This is a genomic window from Gluconacetobacter entanii (genome assembly GCF_003206495.1).
GTDB classification, from domain to species: Bacteria; Pseudomonadota; Alphaproteobacteria; order Acetobacterales; family Acetobacteraceae; genus Novacetimonas; species Novacetimonas entanii.
The window spans coordinates 183,697-206,487 of the sequence record NZ_NKUF01000001.1 but is presented as its reverse complement, the minus strand read 5'-3'; the positions used below and the strand labels follow the sequence as shown (position 1 = coordinate 206,487).

24 protein-coding genes are annotated in these 22,791 nt (G+C 68.3%); 8 read left to right on the top strand and 16 right to left on the bottom strand.

Features of this window, described 5'->3' with window-relative positions; all coding sequences use genetic code 11:
* Window position 1 precedes the first annotated feature (1 nt).
* The 4 genes from CFR72_RS00960 to CFR72_RS00945 are packed head-to-tail and all read right to left on the bottom strand — an operon-like array spanning window position 2 to window position 4,351.
* Window positions 2-1,684, bottom strand: coding sequence for a methyl-accepting chemotaxis protein (locus tag CFR72_RS00960; RefSeq protein ID WP_110912186.1), 1,683 nt, complete (start codon window positions 1,682-1,684; stop codon window positions 2-4).
* 6 nt (window positions 1,685-1,690) lie between these two features.
* Window positions 1,691-2,263, bottom strand: coding sequence for a chemotaxis protein CheW (locus CFR72_RS00955; protein ID WP_320442946.1), 573 nt, complete (start codon window positions 2,261-2,263; stop codon window positions 1,691-1,693).
* The gene (locus CFR72_RS00950) at window positions 2,260-3,696 is read right to left on the bottom strand and encodes a CheR family methyltransferase (protein ID WP_244182087.1); all 1,437 of its coding nucleotides are present in this window, start codon (window positions 3,694-3,696) and stop codon (window positions 2,260-2,262) included. The genes CFR72_RS00955 and CFR72_RS00950 overlap by 4 nt, the downstream gene beginning before the upstream one ends.
* Complete coding sequence (locus tag CFR72_RS00945; RefSeq protein ID WP_167400262.1) at window positions 3,689-4,351, bottom strand: chemotaxis protein CheW; 663 nt, start codon at window positions 4,349-4,351, stop codon at window positions 3,689-3,691. Before CFR72_RS00945 ends, CFR72_RS00950 begins: the two co-directional genes overlap by 8 nt.
* A 125-nt stretch (window positions 4,352-4,476) precedes the next feature.
* Between CFR72_RS00945 and CFR72_RS00940 the strand changes: the two genes are divergently transcribed.
* From CFR72_RS00940 to CFR72_RS00920, 5 genes are all read left to right on the top strand, one after another.
* Entirely contained in the window at window positions 4,477-4,860 is a 384-nt protein-coding gene (locus CFR72_RS00940; RefSeq protein ID WP_110912184.1) for a hypothetical protein, read from the top strand.
* Between the two features lie 10 nt (window positions 4,861-4,870).
* The gene (locus CFR72_RS00935) at window positions 4,871-5,536 is read left to right on the top strand and encodes a cell division ATP-binding protein FtsE (RefSeq protein ID WP_110912183.1); all 666 of its coding nucleotides are present in this window, start codon (window positions 4,871-4,873) and stop codon (window positions 5,534-5,536) included.
* A 4-nt stretch (window positions 5,537-5,540) separates the two neighbouring features.
* Entirely contained in the window at window positions 5,541-6,524 is a 984-nt protein-coding gene (locus CFR72_RS00930) for a cell division protein FtsX (protein WP_110912182.1), read from the top strand.
* On the top strand, window positions 6,503-7,174 hold the full coding sequence (locus CFR72_RS00925; RefSeq protein ID WP_110912181.1) for a YdcF family protein: 672 nt from the start codon (window positions 6,503-6,505) through the stop codon (window positions 7,172-7,174). Before CFR72_RS00930 ends, CFR72_RS00925 begins: the two co-directional genes overlap by 22 nt.
* Window positions 7,175-7,461: 287 nt before the next feature.
* Window positions 7,462-8,229, top strand: a complete 768-nt coding sequence (locus CFR72_RS00920; RefSeq protein WP_110912180.1) for a lysophospholipid acyltransferase family protein — start codon at window positions 7,462-7,464, stop codon at window positions 8,227-8,229.
* 283 nt (window positions 8,230-8,512) lie between these two features.
* Here the strand turns inward: CFR72_RS00920 and phaR are convergent, their stop codons facing one another.
* The 3 genes from phaR to gloB are packed head-to-tail and all read right to left on the bottom strand — an operon-like array spanning window position 8,513 to window position 10,466.
* Window positions 8,513-9,046, bottom strand: coding sequence for a polyhydroxyalkanoate synthesis repressor PhaR (phaR, locus tag CFR72_RS00915; RefSeq protein ID WP_110912179.1), 534 nt, complete (start codon window positions 9,044-9,046; stop codon window positions 8,513-8,515).
* A 47-nt stretch (window positions 9,047-9,093) separates the two neighbouring features.
* Window positions 9,094-9,741: a glutathione S-transferase gene (locus tag CFR72_RS00910; protein WP_167400261.1), complete on the bottom strand. Its 648-nt coding sequence runs from the start codon at window positions 9,739-9,741 to the stop codon at window positions 9,094-9,096.
* Window positions 9,738-10,466, bottom strand: coding sequence for a hydroxyacylglutathione hydrolase (gene gloB / locus CFR72_RS00905; protein ID WP_167400260.1), 729 nt, complete (start codon window positions 10,464-10,466; stop codon window positions 9,738-9,740). Before gloB ends, CFR72_RS00910 begins: the two co-directional genes overlap by 4 nt.
* Before the next feature lie 117 nt (window positions 10,467-10,583).
* Between gloB and CFR72_RS00900 the strand changes: the two genes are divergently transcribed.
* The 3 genes from CFR72_RS00900 to CFR72_RS00890 are packed head-to-tail and all read left to right on the top strand — an operon-like array spanning window position 10,584 to window position 12,957.
* Entirely contained in the window at window positions 10,584-11,375 is a 792-nt protein-coding gene (locus CFR72_RS00900; protein ID WP_110912176.1) for a methyltransferase domain-containing protein, read from the top strand.
* 34 nt (window positions 11,376-11,409) lie between these two features.
* The gene (locus CFR72_RS00895; protein WP_110912175.1) at window positions 11,410-12,087 is read left to right on the top strand and encodes a phosphatidylserine decarboxylase; all 678 of its coding nucleotides are present in this window, start codon (window positions 11,410-11,412) and stop codon (window positions 12,085-12,087) included.
* A 6-nt stretch (window positions 12,088-12,093) separates the two neighbouring features.
* Window positions 12,094-12,957, top strand: a complete 864-nt coding sequence (locus CFR72_RS00890; RefSeq protein ID WP_167400259.1) for a CDP-alcohol phosphatidyltransferase family protein — start codon at window positions 12,094-12,096, stop codon at window positions 12,955-12,957.
* Here CFR72_RS00890 and CFR72_RS00885 read toward each other — a convergent pair.
* The 9 genes from CFR72_RS00885 to CFR72_RS00850 all read right to left on the bottom strand — a co-directional run bounded on the left by CFR72_RS00885 (window position 12,937) and on the right by CFR72_RS00850 (window position 22,625).
* Window positions 12,937-13,380, bottom strand: a complete 444-nt coding sequence (locus CFR72_RS00885) for an NADH-quinone oxidoreductase subunit B family protein (RefSeq protein ID WP_110912174.1) — start codon at window positions 13,378-13,380, stop codon at window positions 12,937-12,939. The two genes, CFR72_RS00890 and CFR72_RS00885, sit on opposite strands and share 21 nt — an antisense overlap.
* A gap of 129 nt (window positions 13,381-13,509) precedes the next feature.
* Window positions 13,510-15,042 carry an NADH-quinone oxidoreductase subunit D-related protein gene (locus CFR72_RS00880; RefSeq protein WP_167400258.1) on the bottom strand — a complete coding sequence of 511 codons (1,533 nt, stop codon included), beginning with the start codon at window positions 15,040-15,042 and terminating at the stop codon, window positions 13,510-13,512.
* Between the two features lie 2 nt (window positions 15,043-15,044).
* Window positions 15,045-16,238 carry a hypothetical protein gene (locus CFR72_RS17420; RefSeq protein ID WP_167400257.1) on the bottom strand — a complete coding sequence of 398 codons (1,194 nt, stop codon included), beginning with the start codon at window positions 16,236-16,238 and terminating at the stop codon, window positions 15,045-15,047.
* Window positions 16,239-16,264: 26 nt separating this feature from the next.
* On the bottom strand, window positions 16,265-16,828 hold the full coding sequence (locus tag CFR72_RS00875) for a hypothetical protein (protein WP_110912172.1): 564 nt from the start codon (window positions 16,826-16,828) through the stop codon (window positions 16,265-16,267).
* Window positions 16,825-17,787, bottom strand: coding sequence for a hypothetical protein (locus tag CFR72_RS00870; protein WP_146220633.1), 963 nt, complete (start codon window positions 17,785-17,787; stop codon window positions 16,825-16,827). Before CFR72_RS00870 ends, CFR72_RS00875 begins: the two co-directional genes overlap by 4 nt.
* Before the next feature lie 15 nt (window positions 17,788-17,802).
* Entirely contained in the window at window positions 17,803-19,605 is a 1,803-nt protein-coding gene (locus CFR72_RS00865; protein ID WP_110912170.1) for a proton-conducting transporter transmembrane domain-containing protein, read from the bottom strand.
* Window positions 19,606-19,715: 110 nt separating this feature from the next.
* On the bottom strand, window positions 19,716-20,567 hold the full coding sequence (locus CFR72_RS00860; protein ID WP_110912169.1) for an aldo/keto reductase: 852 nt from the start codon (window positions 20,565-20,567) through the stop codon (window positions 19,716-19,718).
* 87 nt (window positions 20,568-20,654) lie between these two features.
* Window positions 20,655-21,098: a DNA polymerase III subunit chi gene (locus CFR72_RS00855; RefSeq protein WP_110912227.1), complete on the bottom strand. Its 444-nt coding sequence runs from the start codon at window positions 21,096-21,098 to the stop codon at window positions 20,655-20,657.
* Window positions 21,099-21,155: 57 nt separating this feature from the next.
* Window positions 21,156-22,625: a leucyl aminopeptidase gene (locus tag CFR72_RS00850; protein WP_110912168.1), complete on the bottom strand. Its 1,470-nt coding sequence runs from the start codon at window positions 22,623-22,625 to the stop codon at window positions 21,156-21,158.
* Between the last annotated feature and the right edge of the window lie 166 nt (window positions 22,626-22,791).

Below are 22,791 nucleotides of genomic sequence, written 5' to 3'. Positions count from 1 at the left end.
GTCAGGTCCGGTACCGGGCGGAAATCGCCAGCAACTGCTTCGACAGCTTGCCAAGGTTGCTCGCCGATGCCTCCAGGTTGCGCGTGCCGCCCGATGTCTGCTGGCTGGCCTGGCGGATGCTCTGCAATGCGGTCATGACCTGCTCGATGCCAAGCTGCTGCTGGTTGGTGGAGGCGACGATCTGCTGGAACGCATGCACGCCCTCCTCGATCCCGCCGGTCATGCGCTCGATGGTCTTGTAGGCGATGTCGGTGCGCTCCCGCCCGGCGGAGACACGCTTGACCGCCTCCTCGGTCAGCATGACCGAGGTGTTGATGCCGCGCTGGATGTCGCCAAGGATGGAGCGCACGTTCTGCGTCGCATCGCGCGACTGGTCGGCGAGGATCTTCATTTCCGCCGCGACCACGGCGAAGGAGCGCCCGTGCTCGCCCGCCGCCGCCGCCTCGATCGCGGCATTGAGGGCAAGCAGGTGGGAACGTTCCGACAGGTCGTTGACGGTGGTGATGATCTCGCTGATCGCCTCGGTCCGTTCGGACAGGGCGACGATGTTCGACGCCACGGCCTCCGCCCCGTCATGGGTGCGCGCCATCGCGCGGGCCGTCTCCTCCACGGCGTCAAGGCCGCTTGCGGAACTGTGGACGATCACCTCGGCGGAGGAAATGACCTCACGCGCGCGCTTGCTGATCTGCGCGCCGGAATGGGTGATCTGGTCCACGGTCGCGGCCGTTTCCTGAATGGCGGCGAACTGCTCCTCCACACTTGCGGCCTGCTGCTGGGTGGAGGCGCGGATGTCGGCCACCGCCACGTCAAGGTCGCGCGTGACCTCCCCGCTCTGGCGCGCGATTTCGCGCAGGCCGTCGATCATGCGGTTCAGCCCGGCGGCAAGGCGCGCCACCTCGTCACGGTTTTCGCCCATGTCGCCCACCTTCGCCCGGGTGGCAAGGTCACCCTGCCCCACGCGTTCCATCACATGCATGATGGAGGCCAGTGGTTCCATGATCGAACGCCGCGTCCAGAATGTCACGATCAGCGCCACGATCACCGCCGCCCCAAGCCCGATGGCCAGCGAACGGCGGCTGTAGTCATAGGACGCGCCGCCCTGCGTTTCCGCAACCCGCACCCCACGGTCCAGAAGCGAGGCCGCCTGGCTGACAAGCTGGTCGATCTCCTTCTCCCGGCTTTCGATACGCCCGACCTGTTCGCGCACCACCTGCTGGTCGCCCGCGCGCATCGCATGGAACAGCGCGCCGACCGCGCGTTCGTCCACCAGCACCTGCTGCGCCATTTCACGCAACTGCCCCGATACGGTGGCGAACATGTCGCGCTGGTCCGTGGACTGGGCCAGGCGCTCCGCCTCGTCCGCGCCGGCGGTAACGCTGCTGAGCAGTTCGTCGGCCTGATGCGCGCGTTCGTCCCAGTCGGAAATGGCGTCATCGAGCGCACCGGGCGCATTTTCGTAATCATGGGCATAGTAATGCGCGACGATCGCAAGGCGCCGCGCCGCAAGGTCGGTTTCATCCACGCGGATCAGCGTCAACTGGCGATAGACCGTAAGGTCGCGCGTGACGATGATGGTCATTTCATCGCGGACGTCGCGGATCTGTCCCAGCGCATAGACGCCAAGCGAGACCATCAGCAGGACGCCGACCATGAAGCCGAACAACAGACGGTTTGCAATCGTCACGACAGGCTACACTCCGGAATAACGGACGGAAAAGAGACGCACCGGGTCCAGCGCCACGACATGCCGCCCACCGGGCAGCACGGCGGTGGGAAAGCCCGATGGCAGGACGGATGGTGCGGTGGCGGGAATATCCATAACGCCTCTGGCCGCGCCCGCAAGCAGCGCGATGCGCGCCAGCGGCACGGAAGACACCGAACGCAGCAGGATCATGACCCCCGGTTCAGGCTGCGCCTCCTCCTCCAGCAGCATGGCGAGGTCGAACACGGTATAGAGATCCCCCTGATAGCCGTACACGCCACGCACGCTTGCGGGGCAGTCGGGGCGGCGGGGCATGTCGCTCCAGGCCGGGTCGGTCACGCGCAGCACCGCATCAAGGTCGATGCAGCATTCACGCCCGCCCACATCGAGCACCAGCACCCGCCGCCCCGGTGCCTCCTGCGCGGTGTTCGCGTCATGGCGCGCGGCCAGCAGGGCGGCGCGTTCGGCAAGGATGCGCCGGGCGAAGCGGTCCTGCGTCGCGTCGGCGGGTTCCCCGTCCGCGGGCATGTCCCCGCCCGTTGCGTCGTCGCGCCGCGTCATGACAGGCCCGATGCGATGTCAGGCAGCGCGGCCAGAAGCCCCGCGTCATGGTTTTCCTTGTCCTGCAGGATCCGCAGCAGGCCACCCGCCGTAAGACCCCCGCCCCCTTCGAGGACATGCGTCGCCGACAGGCACATCGCCAGTTCACGCGCCTGCGCCCGCAGGCGGCGGGCGTCCTCGGCGGCGCCCGTCCCCTCCAGCAGGTGCGCGAGGTAGCAGCGCGCCATCACATGGCCACGGCGCAGGTAGATCACGCGACGGAATCCCTCCACCGCGCCTTCATGTTCGCCAAGCGCCAGCAGAAGGATGCCCAGCATGAAATAGACCCCGACCGCCATGGGCGCGCGGCGCAGGTATTCACGGCACATCCCCACCGCGCGACGCGGCGCGCCGCTGTCGGCAAGCTGGCGGATGGTGCGCAGGATTCCGGCCTCCCGCCCGCCTTCACGCGCGGGATCGGCCACGGCCTGCGGCACGGACGAGGATGGGGACACATGACGCACCGTGCGCGCGGGACGCGGCAGGGTGGGCGGGGCCGACACCAGCCCCCCCCTGGACGCTGGCGTGCGCGGCGCGATGGGGGCATCGCCACGTTCGCGCGTGCGAAAGGCCATCGTGCCGGGCAGGCGCACAGGCTGCATGAAATTCTCGAACTGTTCCATCGGTTCGGAATGCCCGACCAGCATCCATCCCCCCGCCGTCATGCGCTGCGCCATTTCGCGCACAAGCCGCGCGACCTGCACCGGGTCGAAATAGATCAGCACGTTGCGGCACAGCACGAGGTCGAACGGCCCGACCGGCCCGCGCCCGTGCGGCAGGTCCATGATGTTGGCATGGCGGAAGCGCACCATCTGGCGATAACATTCCTTCAGCCGCCACGTCCGTCCCTCCACCACCGGGACGAACCATTCCGCGCGCTGGCGCGGGGTCAGGTCACGCAGCGCCCACCAGCCGAATTCCGCCTGCCGCGCCTGGTCGAGCGCACGGGTGCTGATGTCGGTGCCCAGGATCTCTATAGTCCACCCGTCCTCGCCCCGGCGTTCGAGCAGGTGCCTGAGGACGATGGCCACGGAATACGGTTCCGCCCCGTTGGCGCACCCGACACTCCAGATCCGCAGCATGCGCATCGCGCGCAGGCGCGACAGCAGTTCGGGCAGGATCGTGGTCTCGAGCGCGCGGAACTGCTCGGCATAGCGGAAGAAGAAGGTCTCCCCGATGGTGATGGCGGATTCAAGCTCACGCCATTCCGCATCGCCAAGCGCCTCGTCATTGAGGTGTTCGAGGTAGTCGAGATATCCCCTGCACCCGAGTGCCGCCATCCGCGCCGCGATGATCTTTTCCAGCAGCGCCGGCTTGTCGGTATAATAATGCAGGCCGGTCCGCGCGGTGATCACGGAGATGACCCGGCGCAACCCCGCGCTGACTTCAGACATCGCGCGCCCCATCTGCGGTCCATAACGCCGCGCGCTGCTCCTCACGCGCCATCAGGCCCGACAGCCTGTGGCGTTCGCTGTGCCGCAGCACGCCATCCATCTCCATCACGATGGCGGGTGGTTCGCCTCCGCGATCGATTTCGCCGACAATACAGTCTCCCGCCCCGCGATCAATACCAAGTGGCATGATCGCATCGGCGCGCACCTGCATCACATCCATCACCCGGTCCACCAGCAGCGCCACCCAGCCCGGATGCGCGCCCATGCCGGTCTCCATCCCCGCAACGGCGCACAGCAGCAGCGGGCGGTACAGCAGGTCCGATGCATGCAGCGCCACGGGCGGCCTCGCGCCCATCAGCACCGCAAGGTCAATGACCGGCACGCGCGTGCGCCCCAGCCAGAACCATCCCGGCAGGTGCGGCAGATCCACCGGCAGCGGCGACAGCGCGGGCGCGGGGATACATTCATGCACGTCGCCCACCGGCAGGGCATAGACCTGAGCGCCCACGCCGAACACGACCATCGCGCGCAGTTCGTGCCCCGGCGCGTGACCCGGTGCGTGTCCCGGCGCACGGGCCTGCGCATGTGCGTCGTGCCCTGATCGCCTGCCCTCTTCCATGTTACGGTTCCCCGGCACGCTGCTATCCGTTTCCATGCACCCCGATCTGTGTGTACAAGGCAGAAGTTTGCATTTAACACAAGCCGTCGCTACCTCGGGCAGGAATGCGTTCCCGACAGGCCGGGCGGCGCATCGCACCTTCATGCCGGAGATATTTGATAATGGACACCCCACTTTCCAATAGCGCCAACACCACCGGACGTCCCGCATGGGTCAATGCCGTGCGCATCGCAGTGTGGTCCGTGTGCTATTTCGCGTTCTATTTCGTGCAGCAGGTGGCCGAACTGCTGGCGCCGCTGCTGCTGATCGTGGGGATCGGCTGGAGCGCGCTGCCGCACCTGATGGGGATTGTCAGCACCTCGTCCGAGGCCAGCGACCCGCAGGCGCATGATGTCATTGTCCGTGTCTCCCACTCCATTCCCGATCACATCAGCGTCGGCAGCCACCTGCTGACCCCGTCTTCGCTGATCTTTGACGGGCTGGCGCTGATGGCGGCGGCCGCCCTGTGCGCGACAGCCTCCGCCGTCGCGGCGCGCAGCATGTAACAGATCCCAGATGTTCCGGCTTCAGGACGTCAGCTACCTCTATCCCGCGGCGCAGAAGGGCGCGGCGCTGAACCATGTCAGCGTGGCGGTGGCGCAGGGGGAATTCCGCTGGCTGCTCGGCCCGTCGGGCGCGGGGAAATCGAGCCTGCTGCGGATCCTGGCGCTGGAGGCGCGGGCGTCGTCGGGGATGGTCGATGTGCTGGGCGTGCCAGTGATGCAGGCGCGGCGCGGCGTGATCGCACGCCTGCGCCAGCGCATCGGCGTCGTCTACCAGGATTTCCGGCTGCTGGATGACCTGTCGGCATTTGACAACGTGGCGCTGCCGCTGCGCCTGCAGATGCGCCCCGAAAGCGAGATCCGCCACGAGGTCAACGCCATCATGAAATGGGTCGGCCTGGGATCGCGCACCGACGCCCTGCCCCCGCAGCTTTCGGGGGGGGAGCAGCAGCGCGTGGCGATCGCGCGCGCCGTCATCCACCGCCCCGCCCTGCTGCTGGCGGATGAACCGACCAATGCCCTTGATGACCGGCAGGCCACGCGCCTGATGACCATGTTCCACCGGCTTGCGGAACTGGGCACCACGATTGTCGTGGCGACGCATAACGATGCGCTCGTGCGCAAATATCCCGCCCATGCGATCGAACTGATGCAGGGCTACCTCGTGCAGGAGGGCTGAGGACATGGCCCTGTGGCCCGGCACGCGACGCCGCGATGGCCTTGCCCTGCGGCAGGCCATCCCTGACCGGCTGCTGCCGTTCCTGGTCGGCGCGATGGCGTTCCTCGCCGCCCTTGCGCTGGCGGGGGGGATCGGAGCGCATGCGCTCTCGGCGCGCTGGACGCACGGGGCGGGGGCGGTCGTGACCGTGCAGGTGCCCGACCCCGATGCCCCGGCCACCGGCACGCCGGGCACGGCTGTGGGGAATGGGGCCACGACACGGATACAGGCGGCGATGGCCACCCTGTCCGCCGCCGCGGGCGATGATCCGGGCGCGGTGCATCGCCTGACGGATGGGGAACTGCGCAACCTGCTGGCGCCATGGATCGAACAGGGCAGCGACCTTGTCCTGCCGATGCCCGCCGTGATCGAGGTGCATGCCCGCGACGCGCACCACCTGCCCGATGGCGTGATGCGCACATTGCAGGCGCAGGTGCCCGGCATCGTGGTCGAGCATGACAGCATCTGGAGCGACCGCCTCGCAGCCCTGGCCGACAGCCTGCAGACCTGTGCGCTGCTGGCGATCTTCATCGTCATCGCGGTGTCGGCCGTCGTCATCATGGCCGCCACGCGCGCGGGACTTCAGGCGCGCAGGCGGGCGATCGACCTGATCCATTCCCTCGGCGCGACGGACGGCTACATCGCCGCGCGCTTTGCATGGCGGGTGGGTACGCTTGCGCTGCTGGGCGGGGCGTGTGGCAGTGTCCTCGCCATGCCGGTGCTGGTCGTGCTGTGCCTGCTGGCGGCGCCGTTCAATGGCGCGGACATGCCCGACATGCAGGCCGTGTTCTCGCCCGCCGCATGGAATGCCGCGTCCGCGACGCAGGTCCTTGGCGTGCTGCCGTCCTCGCTGCTGGCGATGCTTGGCGCGCTGCCGGTGGGGGCGGCGGCGCTGGGATGGGTGACGACACAGATGACGGTGCGCGCATGGCTGCGCCGGCTGCCATGAAAGCGCCCGCGCGGCGCGGTGTCCTGCTGCTGGTGCTGGCGGTGGCGTGCATGCTGGTCGCATCATGGGCGATGGGGCTGGTGTGGTTCGTGCGCGACGCCCGCCGCCCGCCACGCATGCCACCGCCCTGTGACGGGGCCGTCGCCCTGACGGGCGGGCAGGGCCGGATCGAGGCGTCGCTGCAACTGATGGCGCAGCACCGGGCGCGGCAACTGCTGATTTCCGGCGTGGACCCGCATGCGACACTGGGGGATTTCCTGACGCGCACGCCACGCCTGCTGCCGCTGGGGGTGTGGCTGCATACCACGCTGGGGCGGCAGGCGACCTCTACACTGGGCAATGCGGATGAGACGGCGCAATGGGTACGCACCCATGGCATCCATTCCCTGATCGTGGTGACGGCGGGATATCACATCCGCCGCGCCATGATGGAAATTGCCCGCGCCGTGCCGGGCGTCACGCTGTATCCCTTTGCGGTGCAGCCACCCGCCCTTGCGCATCCACGACGCCTTGCGACATGGCGGCTGCTGGTGGTCGAATATGACAAATGGCTGCTGGCCTGTGTTGATACCGCGCGCTGGACGCGGCCGGTGCATGGCCTGATCCACCATGACGACACCCGCCCCGTCGCCCACGCCGCCACACCCTGATGCACCGCCCATGCGGGGCGCGCGCCTTGTCTTGGCGGGGATTTTCTGGTGTTACAGGGTCATACCCCGTCCGTTGCCATTTGTGGTGCACCGTTCCTTTTTGCATTGAGGACGTATCTGAAAATAATTTTCTGGATGGAAACAAGAGTTTCCGGATGCCCCCTCTTTTTCGGAAAGGCGGCGTCTTCCGAAGCTTTTCGAAAAAAGCCTCATCAAAAACTTCCTTGTTTTTTCAGCATGTTACCCGGATCACTTTTCCAGACAGCCTCCGAGGGATTTCGCCTGACATGACGTTCGTGCGCGCCTGCATCTTCAATCTGTATTTCTTCATGCTCACACTGGTCATGGGGATCGCGGCGCTGCCGATCCGTGCGTTCGTCCCGTCATGCGCCCTGTCCTATGCACAGGCATGGACGCGCCTGACGATCCGGGGGCTGAGGCTGATCTGCGGCATCCGCATCGTCGTCAGCGGGCGCGAACACCTGCCCGATGGTCCGTGCCTGCTGGCGTGCCAGCACCAGTCGGCCTTTGACACGCTGGTGTGGATGAACCTCGTGGAACGCCCGACCTATGTCATGAAAAGCGAACTGACGCGCATTCCGCTGGTCGGCCCGATGCTGCTGCTGACGGGGATGATCCCGGTGGAACGCACCGGCGGGGCAAAGGCGCTGCGTGCGCTGCTGGCGGCAACCGACCAGGCGCGTGAGGACCATCGCCAGATCATCATCTTCCCCGAAGGCACGCGCATGCCCCCGGGGGAGATCGGGAAACTGCATCCCGGCATCGCGGCCATGGCGGCGCATTCGGGCCTGCCGGTCATCCCGGTGGCCACCGATTCCGGCCAGCACTGGGGCCGCAACGCCTTCATCAAGCATCCGGGCACCATTCACATTGTGCTGGGCGCGCCACTGTCATGCACCACGAAACGCGCGCAGATCCTGCCGGCCATCGTCACGGCGTGGGAAACCCTGTCGCGCGAAAATGGCCTGCCGCTGCTGGCGCCGGCTGTGGATAATCCTGTTGGAAACAGCGCGACAACACCCGCGAAACCGTAGAAACCCGGCAACGGACCTGATGCCCCATTGCACGCCCCAGCCATCGCGCACGCCCTGACCACCCGCCCCGCGCGGAAGGCATGGTGATGCATGATCCTGTTTTTCATGCAGAATTTACGCGCATATGCGCTGTAACCCGCCTGTCACATACATCATCCCCATGGCGGGGGAACATGTCCGTTACGTGACGGCGGTAATGTGGATAAACACTTTTCCCCACCGCGATGCCGGATGCGCGAAAGCAGGCACGGCAGGGAATGCGCCCCCCCGCACCTGCACCCGGTTACGATGCGGTAGCGCCCGCCCCGTCGCCCCGCAGGCGCTGCACCTCGGCACGCAGGTCCATGACCTCCCGCACGAGGCTTTCGACCGACGGGCCGCTTCCGACCCCGCGCTCCACCGCATGGAGCGAGGTGAACATCGACATCACCTGTCCGATGATTTCCGCATTTTCCGCACCCAGCGCACTGCTCAGTTCCGGGGACGCATCGGCCTGCCGGGCGATGAATTCGTCCATCATGCGTTCAAGATATTCCGAGACCTCGTCCTGCCTGCTGTCGCCATACCAGCGGATCAACTTCCGCAGGAACGGGACCGGCAGCATCGCGCGGCCCTTTGTTTCCTCCTCCAGGATGACCTGCGCCAGCACGCCACGGGTGATATCGTCGCCCGTCCTTGCATCAAGCACGACAAAGGGGCGGTCCTCCTTGACCATTGCGGCAAGGCTGTCGAGCGTGATGTAGGTCGAACGATCGGTATCGTACAATCGCCGGTTGGCATATTTCTTGATGACAACCGGAACGTGCGGTGGCGACAATAGACTGTGCTCCTTCTGCGCGGAACCTTATGGCTTAACGCCCTGTTTTATCGGTATGACGCACCACTCGGGCACGTCCCTGCCGTGTCCTGCGACGCACTGCGGCGCATGCAGTCAACCCGGCACAGGCGGGCATACCATTCCGCCAGTGCCGGATACTGCCCTGTCCACCCCAGTTCCGCAAATCGTGCATCAAGGAAGCCCAGCGCGCACCCCACCGACAGCGCACCGGCATCGGGCCGCGCCACCGCATCCGGCGCCGACTCGCGCGCCATGCGCTCCAGTGCCGCAAGACCGCGTTCCACGGCCGCCATCTGCCGCACGGCAGGCCCCGCGTCGGGCGCAATCCCTGCCGCCAGAAGGCCGCGATACAGGATGGCCGCATCCGCGATCCCGTCGCCCAGCGCCTGCGTGCGCAGGACCATGCACCGCGCCATGCCGGCGGCGGGCACCAGCATGTCGGACCCGGCCACGACGCCCAGATATTCGACGATGACCCTGCTGTCGTACATCGCCGTCCCGTCATCGCCCAGCAGCGTCGGGATCTTGCACAGCGGATTGGCGTTGACGACCTCGGCGGGGGATGCGGAGATGTTGACGTTGATGATCTCCACCCGATCCTGCAACCCGAGCGCATGGATGGCCGCGCGGACCTTGCGGGCATAGGGGCTGAGGACGGAACTGTACAGTTTCACCGGAAGACATCCTTTTCCTGGCGCAGTTTCGCAAGCGTCGCCACATCCGGCGCACGCAGGAAGGGGTTGGTGCGCTTTTCCTCGGCCAAAGTCACCGGCACTGTGGGCCGGCCCTGCGCGCGCAGGGCCTCCACCTCGCGCATCCGTTCGGCCACCGCCGCGTTGGCGGGATCGACATGCAGGGCAAAGCGTGCGTTCGACAGGGTATATTCATGGCCACAGCAGATCAGTGTCTCATCCGGCAGGGCGGCGATCCTGCGCAGGCTGTCGAACATTTCGCGCGCCGTTCCCTCGAACAGGCGCCCGCATCCCATGCTGAACAGCGTATCGCCGCAGAACAGCGCAGGTGTCGCAGGAAAGAAGTAGCTGACATGGCCGCGTGTATGGCCCGGCGTGTCGATCACGATCGCCTCCGCCGCGCCCAGCATCACGTGGTCCCCGTCCCCCACCGCGATATCGAGGCGTGGCAGGCGGCGCGCGTCGGCCGCAGCCCCGATCACCTGCGCCCCGTAACGCGCACGCAGCGCATCGGCGGCGGCAATATGGTCGGCATGGTGATGCGTCAGGAAAATACGGTCCAGCCTGCCGCCATGCGCGGTAATGGCCGCGACGATGGGCCCCTCCTCCGCCGGATCGACAATGCCGCAGGCCCCGCTTTGCCCATCGCGCAGGAACCAGGCGTAATTGTCCTGCAATATCGGAACGGGTTGTATGAAAAGCGTCATCTGCCTTCCCTTTCTCCGGTTGCGCCACCGTGCCGGGGCCTGTCCGCGGCCCATGCGCCACAGGCATGCCGCCTGCCACCGCCCACATGGGCGCGCTGTTTGTGCTAACGGTGGACAATGCAAGAAAACACGCGCATCGCAAGCCAGTTCTATGCCAGCCCCCGCGGGAAGCTTGCCGCCACCCACCTGCGGCGGCACCTGTCGTCGTTCTGGCCCGACGCGCCGGGGGGACGCGTGCTGGGCGTGGGCTATACCGTGCCCTACCTGTCGCTGTGGGACAATGACATCACCACATGCGTGTCCGCGCGGCTGGACACGCTGGTCACGCGTCCCGCCCCGGCGGAGGGACCGACCGGCCGCGAATGTGTCGTGGCGGAAGGGCGCTTCCCCTTTGACGACCTGTTTTTCGACCGTGTCGTGATGGTCCACGCGCTGGAGGTCACGGACGCACGCAACGTACTGCTGCGTCAGGTGTGGAAGGTGATGAAGGATGATGCGCGCCTGCTTCTTGTCGTGCCGAACCGTTCGGGCATGTGGGCGCATGCCGACACGTCGCCCTTTGGCCAGGGGACGCCATTTTCGCACCGGCAGATCACCCGCGCGCTCGCCACCGCGTGCCTGCGGGTGGAGCGGCATGAAAATGCCCTGTATTTCCCCCCCGTGGGGCCAACGGGCGGACGGCGGTGGTCGGGCATGCTGGAACGCGCCGGCACGCGGTTACTGCCCTACCTTGGCGGGGTCTGCGTGATCGAGGCGGTCAAGGACGCCTATGCCCCGGTGGGCAACGCCACGGCCCCGATCCGCATGCCCGCGCTGCGCCTGCGCCGCGCCGATGCCTTCAGCCGCAGCAGCACCGGCGCGGGCAAAAATGCGCCACGCCATGGCGGCGGCCCCGCACTGCGCTCTTGACCTTGGTTTGCGAAATCTTCATGAAGCTTGTCCCATGTCCCTGATCCAATCCCTGAAGCTCGTCATGTCGCCCCCACATCCGGCGGCCCGTCCCTTCCTGCTGGCCTCCGGCGCGGGTGCGCTGCTCGGACGTGCGCTGCCGTTCCGGGCCACGAAACTGGCGGGCACGGCGTGCGGCCTGTTCTTCGGCTTCTGCCTGTATTTCTTCCGTGACCCCAGGCGCGTGATCCCGGCGGATCCGCATGCGGTGGTCGCCCCGGCCGACGGTCACGTCGTTTCGGTGGAAAAGATCGCACCTCCCCCCGAACTCGACATGGGCAGCACGCCGGTGTGGCGGATCGCGACGTTCCTTTCGGTGCTGGACGTGCATGTCAACCGCATGCCCGCGGCAGGGACGGTAACCCGCGTGGCCTATCACGCGGGGCAGTTCCTTAACGCCAGCCTCGACAAGGCGTCGGAACTCAACGAACGCAACGCCGTGCGCCTGACGCTGCCTGACGGGCGCAACATGGCCGTGGTGCAGATCGCGGGCCTGATCGCACGTCGCATCCTGTGCGATGCCGAGGAAGGGATGAAGTACGAAAAGGGCGAGCGTTTTGGCCTGATCCGCTTTGGCTCGCGCACGGACCTCTACCTTCCCGAAGGAGTGGAACCGCTGGTGGAGGTCTGGCAGACCATGACCGGTGGCGAAACGGTCATGGCGCGGCTGTAACCCGCAATGACCGATGCTTCCCCGGCAGCGGCGCCCCGGCGGCGCGGACGCCTGATCCGGCGCAGGCGCCCGCGGGTACGCGGGCCGTCCTTCAACCGCATGGTCCCCAACATCATGACGATGCTGGGCCTGTGCGCGGGGCTGACGGGCATGCGCATGGGGCTGGAGGGACGCTTTGGCGAGGCTGCGACCGCGCTGCTGATCGCCGCATGCATCGACGGGCTGGACGGGCGCATCGCCCGCCTGCTGCGCGGGACCAGCAGGTTCGGCGCGGAATTCGACAGCCTTTCGGACTTCCTGTGCTTTGGCGTGGCACCGTCCTTTGTCCTCTACCTGTGGGCGCTCAAGGATGGCGGGCGTTTTGGCTATGTCCCGTGCATCATGTTCACCGTATGCATGGCGCTGCGGCTTGCGCGCTTCAACGCCAGCCTCGATGACGTGGAACAGCCGAAATACGCCAGCAATTTCTTTACCGGCGTGCCTGCCCCCGCGGGCGCGGGACTGGCGATGTTCCCGCTGTTCCTGGGGCTGGAGGCGCACAAGCTGGGCTGGAACGCGCTGTACGACATGGCGCGCGACCCGCTGATGCCCGCCCTTACGCTGAGCGGGACGGCATTCCTGCTGGTCTCCACGCTGCCGGTCTGGTCGTTCAAGAATTTCAAGGTTCCCGCCCCCTTCGTCCTGCCGGTCATGCTGGGGATCGGGGGGTATGCGGCCGTCTTTGTCGCCGACCCGTGGGGGGCGCTGGCGGGGGCGGGCGTGATCTACCTGCTGCTGCTCCCGCTCAGCCGCCGCAGCTTCCGCCGCCTGAAGAGAGAGGCCGAAGCCCTGCACGCGGAGGAAGACTCCTCAGACCTTCCGGCGGTCTGAGGGCGCGGGCAGCCCGACCTCGCGCACCCATCGGGTGATGGCGGACAGGATCATGTCGGGCGATGGCGGGCAGCCGGGAAGCGACATGTCCAGATGCACACGCCCGCGCAGGCCGCCAAGCACCGCGTAATTTTCCCCGAACACGCCCCCGTCGATGGCGCAGTCGCCAATGGCCATCAGGATACGCGCCCCCGGCATCGCCTGCCACGCCTGTTCCAGCACCGGGACCATAGCACGCGTGACCGGCCCCGCCACAAGCAGGATATCGGCATGGCGGGGGGTGCGCACGAAACGGATGCCCGCACGTCCGGCGGCCCCCGCCACGCCACCAAGGGCCGCAAGTTCCATGGCGCACCCGGCGCAGCCCCCGGTTTCAAGAAAAAAGACCGAGACCATGCCTGAAGTGGCGAAGGCGCGTGTCATGGCATTCCCCTGTAACGTCGTCGTGCAAGTCCTTATGAAAGTTTTCGGGTGTCGTCTTTCGAAGCTTTTTGAAAAAAGCTTCACCAAAAACTTTTATTACTTTCAGCACTAAATGATCCCGGAATAGTTTTACAGATCCGCACCGGCCGGGGACAGGCCAAAGGAACGCATGATGACGGGCATGTCCGTGTCATGGGCATCACGCATCGCGATTTCAGACGCCAGCATGTGGGCGGGCGTGGACTCACAGATCCCGACCGCCGCCAGTTGTCCCGCCTGCATCCTGACCCAGTAGCGGATCGCCCCGCGCGGCCCCTCGGCCCAGCCGGTCCCCTCCCCGTCCCCAACCGGCGACGATGCGGTATCCGCCGCAGGCTGCGCGCGCGACAGGACGCCACCCAGCGCATCAAGGATACGCAGGCTGACCCCCACGGTCCGCAGGCGCACACGCATGCGGGCATCGACATCGCCCGCCTGTTCCACGCCCGCGGGCAGCCAGCCATCATGATATCCGGGGGTAAGGTGGCGCAGGTCCCCCTCCCGCCCCGAAGCCCGCGCGACCACGCCCGTCACGCCAAGCTGGCGCGCCATGTCGGCGGACAGCACGCCCAGTCCGCGCACAAGGCCGCCAAGTCCGCGCGGGTGGCGGTACAATGCCTCCAGCCGCGCATGCGCCCCGCGCAGCCATGTGCACACTTCCTCCGCCCGGGATGCAAAGGCAGCGGCATCCCCCCCATCGCCCCCGAACGTCACGACATCCATCAGCATCCGCCTCCCGAACGCAGCATAACAGAACGCCAGCACATGCTCCCGCGCCTGCGCACATTCCCGCGCCAGCCGCACATCCCCTGCGGCTTCGGCCACGCCTCCGACATCGAACAGCACCGTCGCCACACGTTCGAGTTCGCAAAACATCGCCCGCGTGGCCGCGACCTGTCCCGCCACCTCCTGCCGCAGGGCCTGTTCCATGGCGCGGGCCAGCGCGGCCTGATGGGCGACCGACGCCGCACCGTCGATCCGCGCCGCCAGACGCAGGGCCTGCGCCGGGTCGCTGCCACGCATCCGCGCCCCGATCCCCCGATGCGCATATCCCATCCACCACTGCGCATCGACAACGCGCGCCCCCGGCACCGCCAGCCGCAGGTAGGCCGGTGCGTGAAAGCCACCGTCCGCGGGACCATATTCGCAGATCGTGCCGCCCGCGCGCATCACCTCCGCAACCTCGCGGAACTCCGCAACACTTGCACCCTGCACCGGCACGGGACGGTCGGACAGGGGCCATGTCACGCCCCACGCCCCATGGTCCAGCCATGGCCGCAGGTCACGGGCATCCAGCGCCTCCACCCCCCACAGGTCATGGATCATGCGCTCATACACGCCTGCGGCGGGACAGGCGCACGACAGACCCCAGTAGCGCTGCATCTCCACCGGGGTCGATATGACCAGCATCTCCCCCACCTGCGGCGCAAGCACGACAAACACCGCGCGGCCGTCGCACCACATGCCCACGAATGGCGACGGGTCCGCCACAAGGCAGGCCAGGAGGTCGCGCCATGCATCCTCCGTCAGGTGGAAACGCCATGGGACGTCGCCGGGCCCACCGCCCTGAGCCTCCGCCCACCGGGCCACCAGCGCCGTAAGGCCGTCCCTGACCTGCGCCATCGTCACAGTCCCCCCGGATACGCCACGACCACAAGCCCGCCCGCCAGCAGCGCCAGCAGGGCCAGCGCGCTGGCATTGCGCGCCAGCACACCGCCCGGCGTCTCCGCCGGGTGTGATCGCGCGCCCATGCCGCCCCGATCCGCCGACGCCCCCACAAACAGCAGCCACAGCGCCGGCAGCAGCGCGACCATGGCCAAGACCGACACCCGTGCCACCGCCATCACCGTCATCATCATCGCCACGAATGGCAGGGTGGGCGGCAGGCCGGAACGGACATGGCGCAGCAGCGCGGGCCACGGCGCGAAACGTGCCCGCAGGGGCGCGCACAGGCACACGGCCATCATCGCAAGGACGCAGGCCATCGTACCCACCGGGCCACCGGCCCCGGCCCCCATGACCGCAAGCCCGATCCAGCCCGCCATCACATGCCCCCAGCGCCATGCATCGTGCGACGGCACCTGCTGTCCGTGCGCCTGTCGCGCCTGCATCCGGACATGCCACACCAGCAGCGCCGCGACCCAGACCATGACGCACCCGATGCCGATCATCATGGCCTGCAACGTCATCGCCGCCAGTTCCGCATCAAGCGACACGACCGGCCCCGACAGCAGGTAAAGCACCGGAATCACCGGCATGATGCACAGTCCCTGATCCCGCCCGACCGGCAGGGACATCCCGATCAGGCCACACGCCCCCAGAAGCCCCGCCACCAGCAGGACCATGCCCAACCCGTCCAGCGGCCCGTTGCCCAGCGGCGACAGCACGAGCGCCCCGGCCTGCGCCACGATCACGCCCGCCGCCCCCGCATGGAAAAAGCGCCATCCCTCGCGCGCCTGCCAGTGGCGCAGTACCATCGGTGCGACACGCATCAGCACCGTCAGCGCCAGCAGCGCGATGGTGACATCCACATCATCCGCCGCGATCGCCGCCATGGCATTGCCCGTCACGCACTGCGCCATGATCGCATCAATGCGTCCCCACGCCCCCGCGCCGCCCACATGGCCCATGGTGACAAGGCACAGCAGGACCGGCTGGCACAGCAGCATCACGTCATGGACGGACATCCCGCGCGCGCCCCACCAGGCACCGGCGCAGGCCAGTCCCACGACCGACAGCACCGCCGCGCGCGTTCGCTCCCCCCCGTGCGACGGCACCCCAAGCGCCAGAGCCGACAGGTAGGGCCAGCACACCGCCATGCACATCCATGGCGAAAGCCCCCCCATCACCATGCCCCGTCCCCCGTGGCGGGATCACGCGGCATGGTCATGCGGATCATGAACACCATGGCCGCGAGCATCATGCATCCCACCACCACCGGCAGCGCGCGCCCGGCAATGCCCGACAGCAGCAGCCATCCTTCCAGCGCGCAGGCCAGCGCCGCGCACTGACGCGCGCGGTCACGCTCCACACCCGCGGCAATCAGGCCACATGAAATGGCCGACAGTCCGGCGACAACCTCCAGCCGCCCTTCGACATCCAGCGCATCCGGCGGCACCGCAATGGACAGCAGCGCCACCATCAGCAACCCGCCGCCAAGGCGCAGCAGCAGGGCATGCCCATGGCGCACCGGATGGACGCGCGCGCGCAGGTGCCATGCCACAAGCCCGCCCAGCACCACCGCACCGGCCGCCGCCGGCAGGCAGGTCTGCCACGCACCGCCCTGCCATGCGACCATCAGCAGGCACGCCGCCGCCAGCCCCGCCTGCCACACCAGCATCACCCCGCCCGCATCAGGGCCGAACAGCGAAACGAACACCATCATCCCCAGCAGCACGACCAGCATCATCCGAATTCCCGACCGGCAAACAGCAGCACGATGGCCAGGCACCCGCACAGCAGCGCCAGCCCCGCGCGCAGGCGCGCCACCTGTCCCGACGCCATGACAAAGGTCCGCAGGCACGCGACCACGCCACACAGCCACAGCGTGCGGGCACCCCACAGCGCGATGGCGACCAGCATCGCCACGAACAGGTGTGGCGAACCGGCGGCATCGGGAATGACGATGGCATCGGGCCACAGCAGGTCCCCGCCCAGCGTGATCCACGCCAGCGCGACAAGGTCACGCACGAACAGCATGATGGCACGGTCCGGCCCGGCAAGGTTGTCCGTCATGCCATCGAACGCCCGGCCGCTGCCTGCCGCGACCCGGTCCACCCCGACCAGGATGAACGCGCCCCCCGCCAGCGCCAGCGGCCCGCGTATGCCCGCGCTGTCCTGCGCCATGCGCATGAAGCGCACAAGGCCCGCAACCGTGCTGCCCGGCGTGGCCATTTCCGGCACGGCCACAGCCACCACCAGGGCCGGCACAAGGAGCATCATCCCCACCAGCAGCATCGCCGCCATGCGCCCTTCGCGTCCCTGCCCGCTGGCCAGCCCGACAAGGCACAGGACACCCCCCGCCCCGAACAGCAGCACGACACCCGTCAGCAGGTCCGAACCCTCCTCCCCCGCCATGCCCAGCGAGAAGGACGGCACCAGCAGCACCGCCACCAGCGCCATCACCAGCGCCCCCCACGGCGCCAGCGCCGTCACCCGCGCGCCCGACGCCGCGCGCATGCCCGGACACGACCAGGCCCGCGCGATCATGCGCCAGCGCGACAGCAGCGCGGGCGGCCCGGCCACCCCCGTCATGCGCTGCCGGCACCACTGGATGAACCGCGCGCAGACCGGCGCCATCAGCACCATCAGCGCCAGATGCATCCCCGACAGCAGCAGTCCCTGCATCCCGACAGCCAGCGCGCCCATCACCATCCCCCCATGTCAGGCCAGCCAGCACAGGATGGCCATGGCGATCGCGACCCCGACCGGCAGCGCCAGCGGCGCAAGGCGTTCCGGCGCATCGGGAAAACGCCGCAGGGGCAGCAGCAGGGCATGTCCCCCCGCGCGCCATGCCCGCAGCGCCCGCCGCAGCCCCGCCGCAGCCCCTTCGGGCCAGCCCGCCATGTCCTGCAGCAGGCGCACGAACACACCCGCCCCCACCTGCGTCAGCGGGTCGCCAAAGGGCATCCATGGCGGGGCCGGCGGCGCGCCCTGTTCCCATGTCGCCACCTGCCGCGTGGCGGAAACCCCGCGCATCCACCACACCATCCCCACCATGGCCCCGACCACCAGCAGCAGCACAAACCCATGGACCGGCACCAGCACGGACACGCCATCGGGCGATGGCAGGGCAAACAGCGTCCCGCCCGCACCCGCCGGGCCATTGGCCTGCCGCACCACCCGCGCCATGCCTGCCCGCGCAAGGGCGATCCACGCGCCGGGCAGCAGCGACACCACGCAGGCCAGCGCCACGCCTGCCGCACACCGGCCAAGGACCGGCCACGGCGGATCGCACGCCCCCGCCCCGCGTGGCGTACGCGGCCGCCCGCACAGCACGACCCCCACCAGACGCACCAGCGCCAGCAGCCGCACGCCCCACGCCGCGCCCATGACGATCAGGACACAGACCACGGGAATTTCCTGCGCAAGGCTTCCCCCATGCGGCATGGCGCCGAACAGGCGCAGCAGCATCCACGATATCGAAAACCCGATCAGCGGCGGCATGCCCCCCAGCGCCAGCAACCCGACCGACAGCAGTGCCGACAGGCGGGGCATCAGCGTCGCCAGCCCCCCCAGATGCATCAGCACCAGACGCCCGGCCTCCGCCCCGATCGCATCACACAGGGCCAGCAGCGCGACCCACACGATGCTTCCTGCCGCCAGCAGCAGCATCAGGCATGCCACCACCCCGCCAAGCATGTCCGGAAGGTCATTGGCCCGCGCCACCAGCCCCAGTCCCGCCAGCATGACCGGCAGGGCCGCCGTGCCGCCGAACAGGCCCGACAGGACACGGCGCACGTCTCGCGCCACCAGCGCACGCAGCGACGCCACAAGGAACAGCCCGGCCGACAGCGCCACCAGCGCATCGCCCCAGCGTTCGGACAGGACAGGAATATCAGGATAGCAGGCCAGCAGACGCAGCCACAGGTGGCAGCCCACGACAAAGCCCGCGACATCGGCCATGCGCAGCGCGGGCACATGCCGCCGGCCGCCGCCGGGCCGCCATGACAGGTGCAGCAGCGGCCACGTGGCCATCAGCACCACCGCCGGCAGCACAAACGCGCGTGAGGCGGCCCCCGCCCCGGCCAGTGCGAACGCGGCAGGACCATTGCCGATGGGATCGAGCATCGACAGCAGCGCCATGCCAAGAAGCCCCCCGGTCCCGCGCCCGCGCCATGCCGCGTCATCATGCAGCGCGACAATGACGCACGCCCCGGCCAGGCCCGACACCAGCGGGCCACCCGCCACGGCGAACGCGGCGGCGATGCACGCCAGCGCGCCCCCCTGCCCCGCATACAGCCCCACAAGCGCCACCAGCAGCAGCGCCAGAAGCGCCAGCGGGTCGGGATGGAACATCGCCAGCAGGGGTCGCATCCCCCCGGATGCCACGACATGCCCCGGCAGGCCGGGCAGTTCGGCCGCCAGCACCGCCACCATGACAACCACCCACCCCACGCGCAGCAGCGGCGCGCAGGTCGCGCGTGTGGCGGGCCACGCCCGCGGCGCAAGCGCACAGGCAAGCATCGCGCCCAGAACGACAAGGAGTGTAGTGCTGATGATCCGACCTGCTCCCGCGCGGCATGGTGACGACGGCCCACCCCGTCACGGCCATGCCCGGGCACTCAGGTCATGGCTCAGATCATCGCAAGGGAGACCTTGCGATGCGGCGGCGGGATTGCATCATCAATCTCCGCCAGATCGGCTTTCGTCAACTCCAGTTCGACCGCCGCCATGTTTTCGCGCTGGTGCGCGGGCGACCCCGCCTTGGGAATCGCAAGCACGCCGGGTTGCCGCAGCACCCATGCCAGCGCGACCTGCGCGGGCGTTGCCGGGCCAAGCGAGGTCTCGTGCCGCGCCGCCACCCGCTTCAGCACCGGGGCGCGCAGCAGTTCGCCCCCCTGCCCCAGCGGGGAATAGGCCATGGTCACGATCCCCTGTGCCCGGTCATGGGCCAGCAGGTCATATTCCACGCCACGGTAATCGAGGCTGTAGAGGATCTGGTTGGCGCAGCACGGGTCCGGCGTGTGGATCCGCGCCAGTTCGCGCATGTCATCGACATCGAAATTGGACACGCCCCACGCCCGGATCATGCCCGCGCGTTTCAGGTCCTCGAACCCCGCCACGGTCTCCTCCAGCGGGATCGAACCGCGCCAGTGCAGGAGGTAGAGGTCCAGATGGTCCGTGCCCAGCAGCTTCAGCGACGCCGCGCAGGCCTTGCGCACTCCATCGCGTGAGGCATTGGAGGGCAGGACCTTGTCCACAAGGTACACGTCGTCGCGCCGCCCGGCGATCGCCTGTCCCACCAGGCGTTCGGACCGGCCGGAGCCATACATTTCCGCCGTATCGACAACCCGCAGGCCCGCATCGAGCCCCATGCGGATGCTGCGGATTTCCGCATCGCGACGCGCCTCGTCATCCCCGAGGTTCCATGTCCCCATTCCCAGCGCGGGAACCGTGATGCCATCGGGGAATGTAACGTTCTTCATGCTGCGCGGCCTTTCCTTGCCATGGTCTGCCGCCTGCGGGCCATGACCGCCATGGCCCCGTGGGTCATCCCTGCCTCGGTGCAGGGATTACCGACGCGTCCACCCCTTCGCCTGCTGCTGCCAGTAGGTCAGGGTGTGCCCCGCCTCGCGACATGCCTTCCAGCGCTGCCGTGCCGCCGCGACGGCATTTTCGTCATGGCCGTCGAACAGGTCGAACACCCGCTCGAAATCGCCCATGCCATCAGCCGACATGCCATCAATCAGGAACAGGAAGGTCGCGCCGTTGGGCACGTCCTCCCCCGCCGTCAGCCAGATCGGCTGCCAGCTTTCATGGCCCAGCGCGCGGGTGCCATGCGGCAGCCAGACCGGGTCGGTGGCGCGCCACAGGGCATCGTCGAGCCATTTGACCCGGCCCTCGTCCCCGCAGCGCACGACCGCGCGGCGGCCGGCGTCAAGCGTCCGCCCGAGCAGGGCAGGCAGCGCCTGCTCCAGCGTGGAACGCGTCAGGTGATAAAAACCGACCTCCGCCATGAAGTTCCTTCCGCAGGCCTGTCCGTAGCGGGCGGCAGCCATGCCACCCGCCCCCGGTCAGCCTTCGTAATGTTCACGCACGAGCGCATCGAGCAGGCGCACGCCAAAGCCCGTCGCCCCCTTCGGCACGCAGGCCGTCCCCTTGTGCGCGAACGCCGTGCCCGCGATGTCGAGGTGCGCCCACGGCACCTTGTTGACGAAACATTCGAGGAATTTCGCCGCCGTGATCGACCCGCCCGCGCGGCCGCCAATGTTCTTGAGGTCCGCGATGTCAGAGCGCAGCAGTTCAAGGTAGGACGCGCACATCGGCATGCGCCACAGCCTGTCGCCCACGCCCTCGCCCGTCGTCGCAAGCTGCTGCGCCAGCGTATCGTCGTTGGAGAACAGGCCCGCGCGTTCGTTGCCAAGGCTGACGACGATCGCGCCCGTCAGGGTGGCGAGGTCAACCATGAAGCGCGGCCTGAACCGGTCCTGCGCGTACCACAGCACATCGGCCAGGACCAGGCGGCCTTCGGCGTCGGTGTTGAGCACCTCGACCGTCTGGCCCGACGCGGTACGCACCACGTCGCCCGGCCGCTGCGCATCGCCCGACAGCATGTTTTCCACCAGTCCCACGACACCCACGGCATTGACCCGCGCCTTGCGCCCCGCCAGTGCGGCGATGGTGCCGACCACGGCGGCGGCGCCCCCCATGTCGGTCTTCATTTCCTCCATGCCGCCCGCGGGCTTGATGGAGATGCCACCCGAATCGAAGGTCACGCCCTTGCCGATGAAGGCCACCGGGGCCTCGCCTTCCGCCCCGCCGTTCCAGCGCATGATGACGGTGCGCGGCGGCACGGAACTGCCCTGTCCCACGCCAAGCAGCGCGCCGAAGCCAAGCCTGTGCATCGCCTCGCGGTCGAGCACCTCGACCTCCACCCCAAGGTCACGCAGCTTTGTGATGCGGGCCTCGAACGTGTCGGGACGCAGCATGTTCGCCGGTTCGTTGACCAGGTCACGGCACAGCAGCACGCCACGCGCCACCGCCGACAGCGACGTCCATGCCGCCTGCGCCCCGGCGACGTCGGTGCCCAGGAATTCCAGCCCTTCGAGCTTCCATGCCTCGCCCTCGCGCCAGGTGGTGCGGTAGGAGTCAAAGCGGTAGGCCCCCAGCACCGCCCCGAGGGCGACATGCGCCGCAAGCCCGCCGGGCAGCGTATCGAGCGCGACCGTGGCCCGCGCCGCGACCTTGCCCAGCGCGGAGGCGACAGTCCCGCCCGCCTGTTCGGCCACGCGCGCGTCAATCGCGTCGCGCGGGCCAAGGCCGATGAGGACCACGCGATCCAGCCCCGCACCGGGGGCGAGCACGACACACGACGCCTTTGCCGCGAAGGAGAAATCCGCCGCCTTCGCCGCGCGCGACAGCGCACCATCCGTCGCCGCATCCGCCTGCGCATACAGCGCGGAAGGCGCCCCGTCGGATGGCGCCAGAATCGCCAGCACGCCTTCGTGCGGCAGGCGGGACTCAGAAAAACCGGTATCGAGCATGAAGCAGTCGCTCCGCTTGAGAAAACCAACAGACCACGCATGACGCAAAATCACGCGCGGGGCACGCACAGGCCCCTGATACGCCGGGGAAAGCCTTCCCCCGCGCCACGATGGCGCACACGCCGGACAGGCCCCGCCGCGGCGGGTGATTGCATGTCGCATCGCA

Bases quoted from the DNA above. Each gene is read 5' to 3' on its own strand.
- CFR72_RS00940 (WP_110912184.1), top strand. From the start codon at position 4,477: ATGGACACCCCACTTTCCAATAGCGCCAACACCACCGGACGTCCCGCA.
- CFR72_RS00880 (WP_167400258.1), bottom strand. From the start codon at position 15,042: ATGGCGCAGGTCAGGGACGGCCTTACGGCGCTGGTGGCCCGGTGGGCG.
- CFR72_RS00920 (WP_110912180.1), top strand. From the start codon at position 7,462: ATGACGTTCGTGCGCGCCTGCATCTTCAATCTGTATTTCTTCATGCTC.
- CFR72_RS00895 (WP_110912175.1), top strand. From the start codon at position 11,410: ATGTCCCTGATCCAATCCCTGAAGCTCGTCATGTCGCCCCCACATCCG.
- CFR72_RS00855 (WP_110912227.1), bottom strand. From the start codon at position 21,098: ATGGCGGAGGTCGGTTTTTATCACCTGACGCGTTCCACGCTGGAGCAG.
- CFR72_RS00870 (WP_146220633.1), bottom strand. From the start codon at position 17,787: ATGGGCGCGCTGGCTGTCGGGATGCAGGGACTGCTGCTGTCGGGGATG.
- CFR72_RS00945 (WP_167400262.1), bottom strand. From the start codon at position 4,351: ATGGAAACGGATAGCAGCGTGCCGGGGAACCGTAACATGGAAGAGGGC.
- CFR72_RS00860 (WP_110912169.1), bottom strand. From the start codon at position 20,567: ATGAAGAACGTTACATTCCCCGATGGCATCACGGTTCCCGCGCTGGGA.
- CFR72_RS00865 (WP_110912170.1), bottom strand. From the start codon at position 19,605: ATGCTTGCCTGTGCGCTTGCGCCGCGGGCGTGGCCCGCCACACGCGCG.
- CFR72_RS00850 (WP_110912168.1), bottom strand. From the start codon at position 22,625: ATGCTCGATACCGGTTTTTCTGAGTCCCGCCTGCCGCACGAAGGCGTG.
- gloB (WP_167400260.1), bottom strand. From the start codon at position 10,466: ATGACGCTTTTCATACAACCCGTTCCGATATTGCAGGACAATTACGCC.
- CFR72_RS17420 (WP_167400257.1), bottom strand. From the start codon at position 16,238: ATGGCGGTGTGCTGGCCCTACCTGTCGGCTCTGGCGCTTGGGGTGCCG.
- CFR72_RS00925 (WP_110912181.1), top strand. From the start codon at position 6,503: ATGGCTGCGCCGGCTGCCATGAAAGCGCCCGCGCGGCGCGGTGTCCTG.
- CFR72_RS00890 (WP_167400259.1), top strand. From the start codon at position 12,094: ATGACCGATGCTTCCCCGGCAGCGGCGCCCCGGCGGCGCGGACGCCTG.
- CFR72_RS00935 (WP_110912183.1), top strand. From the start codon at position 4,871: ATGTTCCGGCTTCAGGACGTCAGCTACCTCTATCCCGCGGCGCAGAAG.
- CFR72_RS00875 (WP_110912172.1), bottom strand. From the start codon at position 16,828: ATGATGCTGGTCGTGCTGCTGGGGATGATGGTGTTCGTTTCGCTGTTC.
- CFR72_RS00900 (WP_110912176.1), top strand. From the start codon at position 10,584: ATGCAAGAAAACACGCGCATCGCAAGCCAGTTCTATGCCAGCCCCCGC.
- CFR72_RS00885 (WP_110912174.1), bottom strand. From the start codon at position 13,380: ATGACACGCGCCTTCGCCACTTCAGGCATGGTCTCGGTCTTTTTTCTT.
- CFR72_RS00950 (WP_244182087.1), bottom strand. From the start codon at position 3,696: ATGTCTGAAGTCAGCGCGGGGTTGCGCCGGGTCATCTCCGTGATCACC.
- CFR72_RS00930 (WP_110912182.1), top strand. From the start codon at position 5,541: ATGGCCCTGTGGCCCGGCACGCGACGCCGCGATGGCCTTGCCCTGCGG.
- CFR72_RS00955 (WP_320442946.1), bottom strand. From the start codon at position 2,263: ATGACGCGGCGCGACGACGCAACGGGCGGGGACATGCCCGCGGACGGG.